This window comes from Geobacter argillaceus (assembly GCF_007830735.1).
In the GTDB taxonomy this organism is placed as follows: domain Bacteria; phylum Desulfobacterota; class Desulfuromonadia; order Geobacterales; family DSM-12255; genus Geomobilibacter; species Geomobilibacter argillaceus.
On record NZ_VLLN01000004.1, the window covers coordinates 144,615 to 156,487 of the forward strand.

The 11,873-nt window shown below is 55.3% G+C and carries 6 protein-coding genes; all 6 read left to right on the forward strand.

From position 1 onward, the window contains the following. Position 1: 1 nt before the first annotated feature. The 6 genes from JN12_RS04820 to JN12_RS04845 all read left to right on the forward strand — a co-directional run bounded on the left by JN12_RS04820 (position 2) and on the right by JN12_RS04845 (position 11,864). Positions 2-547, forward strand: coding sequence for a type II secretion system protein (locus JN12_RS04820; protein ID WP_246125750.1), 546 nt, complete (start codon positions 2-4; stop codon positions 545-547). 33 nt (positions 548-580) lie between these two features. Beyond that, positions 581-2,080, forward strand: a complete 1,500-nt coding sequence (locus JN12_RS04825; protein ID WP_145018990.1) for a HAMP domain-containing sensor histidine kinase — start codon at positions 581-583, stop codon at positions 2,078-2,080. A 30-nt stretch (positions 2,081-2,110) separates the two neighbouring features. Then, positions 2,111-3,487, forward strand: a complete 1,377-nt coding sequence (locus tag JN12_RS04830; RefSeq protein WP_145018993.1) for a sigma-54-dependent transcriptional regulator — start codon at positions 2,111-2,113, stop codon at positions 3,485-3,487. 207 nt (positions 3,488-3,694) lie between these two features. After that, the gene (locus JN12_RS04835; protein WP_145018996.1) at positions 3,695-6,688 is read left to right on the forward strand and encodes a hypothetical protein; all 2,994 of its coding nucleotides are present in this window, start codon (positions 3,695-3,697) and stop codon (positions 6,686-6,688) included. 70 nt (positions 6,689-6,758) lie between these two features. Continuing rightward, on the forward strand, positions 6,759-9,974 hold the full coding sequence (locus tag JN12_RS04840) for a cytochrome c3 family protein (RefSeq protein ID WP_170241845.1): 3,216 nt from the start codon (positions 6,759-6,761) through the stop codon (positions 9,972-9,974). A gap of 90 nt (positions 9,975-10,064) precedes the next feature. Further along, the gene (locus tag JN12_RS04845) at positions 10,065-11,864 is read left to right on the forward strand and encodes a CxxxxCH/CxxCH domain c-type cytochrome (protein WP_170241846.1); all 1,800 of its coding nucleotides are present in this window, start codon (positions 10,065-10,067) and stop codon (positions 11,862-11,864) included. Positions 11,865-11,873 lie beyond the last annotated feature (9 nt).

The window sequence follows — 11,873 nt, forward strand, 5'->3', positions numbered from 1 at the left end:
CGTGAAAAGATCCCGGACACCTTCAAATGCGGGATTCACCTATATTGCGGTCCTGGTCATGATCGTCATCATGGGGATCATGCTGGGAGCCGTGGGCCAGAGCTGGCGGACGGTGATGAAGCGGGAGCGGGAAGAGGAGCTGTTTTTTAGGGCCGGGCAGATCCGTGAGGCCATTATCCGCTGGAACAAGCCACGACCGGGCCAGCATATTGCCACACCCCTCCGGGAGCTGAAAGACCTCCTGAAAGATCCCCGCTCCATTGCCAAGGTCCGCTACCTCAGGCGTCTCTACCTCGACCCGATTACCGGCAAGGAATGGAAGGTGATCCAGGACCCGGCCGGTGTGCGCGGGATCATCGGGGTGGCGAGCACCAGTGATGATGAGCCACTGCGAAAGGGAGGGTTTCCCGAGGAGTATGCGGAATTCGAGGGAAAGACCAAGTACAGCGAGTGGCAGTTCGTCTACAGTCCATTGAAGCCCGGTACCAAAAAGGGTACGGGCACACCGCAGCAACCGGGCGGTCAGGGAGCTCAGGGGAGTCGCTGAGACCCATCTTTCCATGCCTGCTGAGGAGGCCCGTTGTTCTTTAAAAGTCTGACATCCCGGGTGATTCTCATCTGCATGACCCTCCTTGCCTTCGGTATTACCCCCTTCGCGTTCCAGAACTTCAAGCGCGAGCAGGCCCAGCTGATCAATGCGGCAAGGGAGAGCACCGAACTCCTCCTGCAGACCATTGAGCGCAGTATCTACAATGCGATGCGCATCGGCAACACCGAGGACACCAAGATCATCCTGGAGATGGTCGGGCAGAACAAGAAACTCCTGGGAGTGCGGATATTCCATCCCCATGGAGTAGTGCTGAAGTCGTCCATCGGTGAAGAGGTCGGCAAACCGGTAAGTGCAGAGGATTACCAGCTCTATATCAATAACCGGAAGGAAGGCGTCACCTATTCGGAAGACAAAGGCGAAGTCCTCCGGATGCTGAAGCCGATCTACAACGACGAACAGTGCCATGTCTGCCATGGTCACAAGACCAAGGTCATCGGCATTCTCAATATCAACTACTCGCTCCAGGAGACCCGCCAGCGCCAGGTCGAAGTTACCAAGCTGTTCATCTTCTCTACCATTGCCACCATTGCCTTCCTCTCCATTACCATCTCCATGGTCATGTTCCGCTTCGTCAGAACCCCCCTCAATCTCCTGGTCGACAAGATGGCCGAGGTGGAGAAAGGGGACCTGTCGGTCAGGATGGAGCAGGTCTCAAACGACGAGATCGGCCGGCTGACCGGCAGCTTCAACTCGATGATCGAACGATTGGACGTAGCCAAGCGGGAGCTTGACCAATACCATTTCAACCAGATGGAGCGGGCCGACCGTTTGGCCTCGGTTGGGGAGATGGCCGCCGGCATTGCCCATGAGATCAAGAACCCGCTGACCGGTATTGCTTCGGCCATCACCATTATCAGGGACGATTTGGAGCAGGGCGATCCCCGTGCGGAGATCCTCTACGAGGTCCTTGAGCAGATCAAGCGGCTGGACAAAACCGTCAACGATCTGCTCTTCTTCGGTAAACCGACTCCCCCGGAGCCTACCCATGCGGATGTGAACACGGCCATCAAAAAGACGCTGCTGTTCGCTGCCCAGCACCGGGGTGGTTCGGGCAAGCACATCGACAAGGTACTCGATCTTCTTGAGGATCTTCCACCGGTTTTTGTCGACATCAAACAGATACAGCAGGTGTTCCTGAACCTGATTCTCAACGCCATCCAGGCAATGCAGGACGGTGGGATACTGACGATCCGCACCGATCTCGTTGACCATGAGGGGGTGGAGTGGGTGCGGATTGCCATTGCAGATACGGGGCCGGGCATCCCGCAGCAGATCCTGGGCAAGATATTCACTCCCTTTTTTACGACCAAGGCCCAGGGTACCGGGCTCGGGCTCGCCATCTGCCACAAGCTGATCAGTCAGCAGGGAGGGATTGTTTCGGTCTCCAGCGAAGACGGCAAAGGGACGGTCTTTACCATCGAAATTCCCGCAGCCCGGCTGGAGCACAAACAGACCGACTCTGTTGAGTAACCGGATTTTACCTGTAAGCAAGGAGCTTTTATGCGTAGGACCAAGATACTGGTTGTTGATGACGAACATCTCATCCGCTGGTCGCTGGAACAGAATCTGAAAAAACAGGGATACGAGGTCGTTACTGCCGGCAATGGCGAAGATGCCCTGCGGATTGTCCGGGAGGATCAGCCGGACCTGATTCTTCTCGATATCCAGCTTCCCGGCATGAGCGGGCTGGAAGTGCTGGAAAAGGTCAAGGAGTTCGATGAAGACATCGTTGTGATCATGGTCACCGCCCACGGCGGGTTGGAGACCGCAGTCAACGCCATGCGTCTTGGTGCCTACGACTACCTGAACAAGCCGTTCAACCTGGACGAGATGGCCATTGTCATCAAGAAGGCGCTGGAGACCTCCGACCTGCGAAGGGAGGTGGCGAGCCTTCGGGTCGAGCACAAGAAGGTCGGTCTGCCCAATATCGTTGGTCGGGGCCGACACATGAGCACCATCCTGGATATGATGGACAAGATCGCCAGGAGTGAGGCCGCGACTGTCCTTGTTCAGGGAGAGTCGGGAACCGGCAAGGAATTGGTGGCCAAGTGGATTCATTACAAATCGAATCGGGCCGAAAAGCCGTTCATTGCCATAAACTGTGCTGCTGTTCCCGCCACGTTGCTGGAGAGCGAGCTTTTCGGCCATGAGAAGGGTGCCTTCACCGATGCCAAAAATACCAAGAAAGGGTTATTCGAGCTAGCCGATGGCGGGACCGTATTTCTGGACGAAATCGGCGATATGGAGATGGGGATGCAGGCCAAGCTCCTCCGCTTCCTGGAGGACCGGACTTTTCGTCGCATCGGCGGATCAAAGGTGATTCCCGTCGATGTCCGTATTATATCCGCCACGAACAAGGATCTCCTTAAAGCCATTGAAGCCAAGGAGTTCAGGAATGACCTCTACTACCGCTTGCAGGTCATACCGGTCTATCTGCCGCCGCTGCGTGAGCGCCGCGACGACATACCGGTCCTGGCACAGCACTTTATCGATACGTACAACCGCGAATTCGGCAAGAGTGTGAAAGGGCTCTCTCCAGCAGCTGAAAAGCTTCTTGTCGACTACCCCTGGCCCGGCAATATCCGGGAACTCAAGAACGTATTGGAACGAGCCATTATTCTCGGGAACGAAGAAACATTGTCGGTGGATCATCTTCCACTTGAAGTGACGGCCCGTTCTGCTGTTTCTATGTCGTCGGTGCCTATGGCCACCTTCCGGCTTCCTCCCGAGGGGGTGGATATCGAAGAGGTGGAAAAGGAGCTAATCCGGCAGGCCTTGGAAAACAACGACTGGAACCAGTCCAAGGCCGCCAAAAAACTTAATCTCGGTGTAGACGCCTTTCGTTATCGGATGAAGAAATTTGGCTTTCTTAAATGAATAATTTCTAGTAAAACCGTATGGGCTGCGTGAACCGTAAATATAAGACGGCTTGTAAGCGTGGGCGTCCGGCCGCGTTCACTTTTGACGGGGTGCATGATTCTGGTGTGGGCATCGATGTTGCAGTTCAACGACAAAGTCTGACAGCATTATGCCTACGGTCATCGACCTGTATTCGACTTCTCCACTAAACTCGGAGGCTTTCATATGGTATCCATCATGAGAAGAGACGTATGGACTCTCGCCATCTCGCTGTTGCTTGCGGTCATTTCGCTGAATGGCACAGCGATAGGCGCAACCGCGCCGGTAGTGAAGTCCCTGGCGCGGGTGACTCCTTCGGTGCCGTTCAAGGGGGCTCCCGGGAAAATAGCACAGGACGCGACAGGCAATATGTATGTTACCGATTTCTGGGCTAAAAGCATCGTCAAGTTTGACCGGGCCGGAAATCGTCTCGGCAGCATTCAGCTGGCGGCGCGGCCGGTCGGTATCGCTGTTCAGTCCAACGGCAATCTTATCGTCTCGTTTCAGGGACCCCAGTACTATGTGGCTATCCATAGCCAGGCCGGTTCTGAATTGACGCGGCTCGGTGCCGGAATAGGCGAGTTCTACAAGCCTTCTGGTATTGTCGTGGACGCACAGGGTTACATCTATGTTGTTGATACCGGTAATTTTTATGGTGTGGGCAATACCTGTGTAAAGGTCTACGACACTAATGGCAATCCTGTTACCACCGGTGTCAATGCGGCGGGATATCCGGCAAACAGTTTCGGTTCGGATGCTATAATCGGCGTTGTGTCGACCGCGACGCAGTTTATCGATCCGGTGGGTATTGCCTATGATAAAGCCGACAATCAGGTGGTCGTGGTGGATACGATCAATGGCCGGATTAAGTTTTTCAGTGCCAAGAGCAGTGTGACTCCCTTTGCTTTTGTTCGCTCGTTGGGGGTACTTGGAGCAGATGTAACCGTAATGCAGTTTGCGGCTCCGCAGGATGTTGCGTTTGATTACACCTTGGATGTGAATGGCAATCCGACCGCTCTCAGTCGGATGTTTGTGCTCGATAAGGCTCGGCAGAGAGTGGTTGTTGTTGATCCCACCGGTACCGGGACCTGGTTGGAGACGATTGATGCCACTGCTGTGCCGGGCAGTGGCATGCGTCTTCCAATGGGCATGTATTATGATCAGACTCTGAAGGCGTTATGGGTGTCAAGTGCTTCCGATAAGACTAATCAGGCCGGCCTGGTGGCGTTTGGCATAGACAAGCCGGCCTCAGATGTGTGGCCGCCACCTGCACTGTATATTTCTATCAACGAAGTTGGGCTGCCTCATAATACGACAGCTTCGCCGATTAACATCGGCGGCTCTGTCGATTTGGGGGCTACGGTGTCGTGCACCAATACCTGGAGCAACGCGATTCAGGGTACTTACACCTGCAGCGTTACCGGCAACAACTGGAGCTGTTCGATCCCCTTGCTGGATGGCAGCGGTGGTAACTATTTCGTCTGTACTGCAGCCAAATCCGGTTTTGCCAACACCTCAGTTGCTCCTTCTCACCCGGTTTACAAAGCTGTTACCCTTGGCACTGCCGTTGTGGCAACCGTTACTCCCTTTAATCCGAATATCGTCAACACGAAAAATGTACAGGTCTGTGGCACTGCCGAAGCTGGCGCCACGATCGAACTTAAAAATACGACGACTGGTACCGGTTACACAGCACCGGTCGTAGCCGGCTCCTGGTGTGTCAGCAATGTGTTGTTGGCCGAAAACGACAATACACTGCAGGCAACTGCCTGGATACCGTTTCGCACCGATACGGTTGTCAGTACCTTGATCAAGGCCGATACCACCCCTCCCGACCTGTCGCAGATTGCGTTCGTCATGAATGGCGGAACAGCCAAAGAGCCTACCCAGAACGTGACCGGCATTGTCGTCGATCAAAACCCCGACAAGGTCTTCGTTTCGCTCAACGGCTCCCCGGTGGTACAGCTTCAGGCAACCGCGACACTTGATGCCAGTCATGTGATCTACAGTGCTCCAGTATCGCTGGCCCACGGTCTGAATACGCTGGTTGTCTCCTCCACCGACAAGGCAGGTAATACCGGTTCCGTAACGCGGACGATTACTCTGGATACGGACTTCCCGGCATCTGCCGCCCTGACTGCGCCTGCTGACAACAGCTACCAGACAGCCGCCGGCACGACAGTCTCCGGGACGGTCTCCTCACCATCAACCGCTGTGAAGGTGTTCGGGACCCCGGCGACAATCAATCCCGACAATACTTGGTCTGTCAACCTGCCGACTCTGCAGGCCGGTCTGCATGAATACCCTGTTGAGATCGTCTCGGGAACCAGGACTGCCGTCCAAAAACTTGCCATTTTGCAAAACTCCGACACCTTGTCGCCCTACGCAGTTGATCTTGCCATCAATTCACCGCGGGCTGACAAGGCGATCAAGTCTCCGAATACGGTACCGCCTTATGGTGTCTTCAGTATCCCTGTCAGCGGCACGACATCAGCCGGTGCAACCAAGGTGGAAGCCGGGATTGACGGTGTCTTTACCGACATTACGTTAACTGGTTATACAACGGCGACCGGCGCGTTTACATTCCAGGTAAACGTGGCGGATGCCGATAATTCACAAGTGACCCATGTAGTTGCGGTCAGGGTAACGACGTCCACTGGCAAGACAGCAACGGCGTTCAGAAATATCATTGTTGACACCAAGAAGCCCGACTTCTCCATCCAGGCCCAGGCTGATCCGGCTCCTCTGGCGCTCATGGGCAATGTCGATCCGAGCGCCATAGTTACTGCGCAGGCGTCCAATGGCACACAGCCGGTCAACGTTACCATTACCTATGACAACTACAATGCGGCAAACAATGGAACGGTCTGGCATGCTACGCTTCCGTCAACCTATACCAGTTTGACTTTCACCGCCACTGACCCTGCGGGCAATGCCACCACCCGGAGCTATGTTGCCGGTGTGCCGACCGGCGATGTGGATGGCGACGGCGTTGTAAGGCTTGCCGATGCCATGCTTGTCCTTCGTTTTATTGCAGGTACCCAACAACCGACCCCGAGCCAGTTTGCCCAGGCGGATGTTGGCCCATTCCTGAACGGCAAGCCGACACCGAACGGTCAGATCGACATTTCCGACGCCCTGAGAATCCTGCGCAAGGCACTTGCCCTGGAAACATGGTAAGGATGTGCAGATGATGACACATTACAGACTGAAGATATTCGCTTTCATATGCTTTGTTAGGAGCGTACCCATGAAAAGGTCAATCATTGCAGCCTTACTTTCGGTGACGGTGGTAATCCTTGCTGCGTCAGGGGCACAGGCTTTCTTATATCCCCACGCGAGCCCGGAAGGACAGGATATTTGCGACTATTGCCATGCGATGCAGGGGAACGAAGGCAGTGGTATCCCGCTTGAAAGGCGATCCAATGCCTGTATAACCTGCCACAACGTAAGTGGAACTGCCGCAAGGATGCCAATCGAGGCATCTACGGAATCCAGTCGCTTTGGCAACGGTCCGGTATCCGGAACGCAAAACAGCCACAACTGGTCGGCAATTGCTCCTTTTGCCGCACCGTCCATGGCGACACCACCAACATCTCCTCAGCTTGTAACTGCGGCCCAAAACCCGAACATATACCTGGCTGATAGACTTTCATGCGGCGGCTGCCACAATATCAAGGCTGGCGTCAATAGCGGAACCAACAAACCTCTGCTCCGGCTTGACAATGCCGGAGATGCTCTCTGCCGTGATTGTCACAAGAGCCGCGACACTGCGACGGCACTGACTGGCAGCCATCCGATCAGCCGCAACTATTCGAGCGTATACAAGAACAATACTACCGCCTACCGCAGAAACCCCAAGAACGCGAACACGGCCAACTATACCAGCGATCTCGGTCGCTATCTGAGTAACGGGAATGTCGTCTGTACCACCTGCCACGGCGTGCACTATGCTGACTCCGACAGCGCCACCTTCGACAACCGGAGTACCGCCGCTGGTCTGAATCCGACCGGGTTCTCCCGTTCTGCCGGCAGCCTTCTCCGCACCGATCTCCGTGGCGCGACTTCTGACAACCTGAACATCTGCTCCAACTGCCACAAAGAGACAAGAGAGCGGAACCATAATACCGCATCGCAAAACGTCCAGTGTGCCGACTGCCACAGTGCCCATGTCGACTACTTTGACGAAGGGGTTGGGCCGAACGCCAAACTGGTCCGCCGTTACATGAACATCTCCACCCAGTATGGCGCGGTTCGTTCACAGCGGGCGGTTTTCAACGGCGCCACCTCAATGTGGTTCAAGAAGTATGACGGGACCGGTGTCTGCCAGTCCTGTCACAAGACTATTCCGGGTCCGGCTGTGCAGGCGAAATATCCTTCGACCCATGATCTTGTAAATGCCAAGGACAGCTCATGCACTCCCTGTCACCAGCATTCGAGCGGTTTTGCCTTTAGCGGGGACTGTACCGGCTGCCATGGCCAGCCACCGGTGAGCAGTACCACGGGTGGCCCCAGCGGTTCACCAACCGGTTACACCGGTAATGATGGTACGTCTCCCCACATCAGCCATGCAGGTACCGGAAGCTACTACAGCTACCGCTGCAAGGAGTGTCACTACGACGGCATCAATGGCGCTGTGCACAACACAACTCCGAATACCTTCCAGAGCGTCTTCATCGATCCGCTCAACACAATTGGTCAGATGGCCGGCTATCCGAACAAGCCTGCCGACTACAATGGTGCCGCGCAGTCCTGCAGCAACGTATATTGTCACAGTAACGGTGCCCCCCGTGGCGGGGTTATCGCCTGGAAAACCAGTCCGACATGGGCTGGCATGAAGGGAAGCATCATCGGCCAACCGAGTGAGTGTACCTCCTGCCATGAGTATGGCAATACGCTGAACACCAACGCCCACTACCGCCACGTCACCGACGCCGGAAAGAACTGTAATACCTGCCACTCAGCAACAGTGGATACCTCGGGCAGGATTATCGACCGGACCAAGCATGCAAACTCCATTAAGGATGTCGCAGTGTTGAGCCCGTCTCTTCCGGGTGCTGCGGTTTCCTCTTCCTTCAACAGTGTCGACGCGACCTGTACGAATGCCTGCCATCAGAACATCACCCGTGATGTGAACGGCAACAAAGTCTATACGGCCCCGCTTCGTCCGGCCAAATGGGACGATACCGTTAAGGGAGCGGCATACTGCGGATCCTGCCATGCGGCTTCCCCGACAACACTTGCTCACCCCGTACACCTTACCTCGGTAAGCGGTCCTAAGCTGGGCACGGCCTGTACGCAGTGCCACCCCTATACCGCCACTGGCGCAGGAACTACCCATGTGGACGGAACGGTCGAGGTGGTCACCCAGACGACCGCCTGTACCCCCTGCCACCCGGCACCGGCAAGTGCAACCTGGACACTGGCCAGCTCGGTCACTTGTCAGTCGTGTCACCTCAATGGGAAATCAGTCGTGCCGGTTGCCGGTTTCGGTACATACACCGCTCCGGTAAAATCGTTGTTCACGGTGAGTGGTCATGGCCAGGCAACGACCAATTACAATCTGAGCAATCAGTGCACCGCCTGTCACTCCAACAACGAAACAGACCCCCACATCGGCGGCGGCCCGACGGCGAAGCGCCTGACGCTCCCCAACGACAACGGTCTCTGCAACTCATGCCATACCACTGCGTCTGCGAAGGGGCTGCCGGTTGCCAAGGTCGATCTGCCGTCTCACACCGCCTTCACCAAGTACACGTCAGCTGCATCGAACCAGTTGGCAGCCAAGTGTACCGCTTGCCACGACGTCCATGGAACCACGAACGTTTCCATGGTCAAGACCGTCGTCAACGGTATGAGTGTGACCTTGACCAATCTTTCCACAGGCTTTATTGCTTTGACCCCCGGGCCTGACGGGAAGTACCATGGCATCTGCCAGGTCTGTCACACCAGGACGTACGTGTATCGCAACAGCCCGACGAAGTTTGCAACCTACTCAGGACTTGGCACCGGTCACGACCGCAAGTGGTGCCTCAATTGTCACAAGCACAAGGATCCGAAGGGCACCTTCGCCTTCCAGCCGGTTGGCGGCTGCAGTGTCTGCCACGGCTATCCGCCGGTTGCCTCTATGGCTGGCCTGGGAGTGAGCGGCAACTACTCCTCCGCCAAACTTCAAAACTACTCCGGTGGCGGCGGTGCCCACAGTGTTCAAGGCCACCTGCCGAAGACCCTCACTGTCACTAATGGTAGCGGTTACGGCTCCTGCGTGACCTGTCACAATACCGTCACTACCGTACACAACGTCGGAGGTACGCCGGTTAAAGCTCAATTTGTCAATGTTGTGGTCGATACGAAGTACAAGTTCAACAAAGATCTGTCGATTACCTACAGCAGTCTGACCGGTACCTGTTCCAACGTCAGCTGCCACTTCCAGCCTACCCCGAAGTGGAGCCCGGTAAAGCAGTAAGCATGCCTATGGGGGGAGCTCCGCTCCCCCTGACGAAAGGGTATCGGTATGAAGAATGTTCTGTTTTCAGTTCTGGATAAGGAGCATACAATGGAAAAGCGTCACGGAGTGGTAATCAGTAAAACCGGACTGATAATCGGGCTCCTTTCACTTTCGCTCGTTGCAATAACTGGTAACGCTCAAGCTGCGATACAGTGCTACGACTGTCACGGCGATCGGACAACAGGAATACTGAAGCCAAAAGATTCTTACAGCGACATGGGCGCGAGCAATCTGCGCAACTCTACGACCGGCGCTTTTCTTGGAGACCACGAAACACACCTGGGCGCAGCACCCACTGCAAACGATTGTGTCAAGTGTCATAACAACCAGAACTACACGACCGGTCACGCGGCCTTGGGCAACTTCAAGATTCAGGTCAACCCGGCGCTCAATAACTTTTCAACCTCACTTGGCAGGGCGCGTTATGGGAAGCCTATCTTCTTCAACCAGACATCGGTACCACAGACAGCCTCCTGTTCGAACGTGAACTGCCATTTCGTCTCCAAGCCAACCGATCAGTGGGGTACCAGGCCATATGCTACAGCCGATGCGACGACTTGTAGCAAGTGCCACGATGCCATCCCCACCTCGAATGCGCACACTAAGCATATTACCTATCTCGGTGGTACAACGGGCGCATGTTCCCGTTGTCACAACAATTACCCTGCAGCGATCAAGCCGTTTCAGCATGCAACCAGCGCAGGGCGGCGCCCCATCAGCGTCACGTTTTCAACCTATAGTGGCAGTTACAGCGGAGGCAACACCCTCTTTTTCCCAGGGCAGACCGGTCGCGTGGTTGGTAGTTGCAGCAATGTCTATTGCCACAGCAACGGTCGCAAGATCTACACCTCACCCCAGTGGAGTTCCACTAATACAGCTGGTTGCACTTTTTGCCATCCGAACCTGAGCGCAACTCACCTGAAGCATGTTGCCACCATTGCGACTGCAACCTACGGTAATACAGCCAATAATACCACTGATGCTGCTTATGACTTCGGCTGCGGCAACTGCCATCCGATTAACCCTGCCAATCACATCAATGGCTACATCGAGTTGACACTCAATAATACTCACGGTGGTCCGCTCAAGTCGAAGAACAATGTGGCTGTAGACAATGCCGGTTACAAACAGAATGTGGGCGTGTCGGTCACCTGCTCGGCGGCTTATTGCCACAGCACCGGTTTTACAGCCAATCTTACGTTTGTTACCTCCCCTGACTGGTATGGTACGTATACTGGCGACCGGTGCGCCATGTGTCACGGTAACTCGCCAAACAGCGATTCGGTTAACAGGCCCGGTTCTCCTGCCCACAACGCACATGCTGTCGGTATCCACTACGACGACATCTATAACGGCGTGAGCGGCAAGTACGGTTATTACAGTTCAGCGACCAAGCCCTCCGCTCACGGCGATCCGAACCAGGCGACCATCATCAGCTGCGACATCTGTCATAGCAATACGGTTGCCACCGATCCGGCCGGCAAGAACGCCAACGATAAGAACAGCATCTGCGTTACTTGCCACTCCGCTAAATCGCGTGTTCCGACCATCAAGCGTGCTGCACATGTCAACGGCTCTGTTGATGTAATATTTGCCGCGGTAAATGTCAGGTCCAAGGCACAGATCCGCGATGCCAGCTTCAGCAGCTACTCTGCGGTCTGGGCACGCACAACGTACAAGGTTGACAGCGGATCGTACGATACCGCCAAGAAGTCGCTTAATCAGGCAACATTTACCATTGGCGCTTCCGCTGGCCAGGGGACCTGTGCGACGGTATCCTGCCACAACGGTTACACGGTCAAGTGGAACGACACTGTGAACTGCAATAGCTGCCACAGCAGACTGTAGCACTCTGCG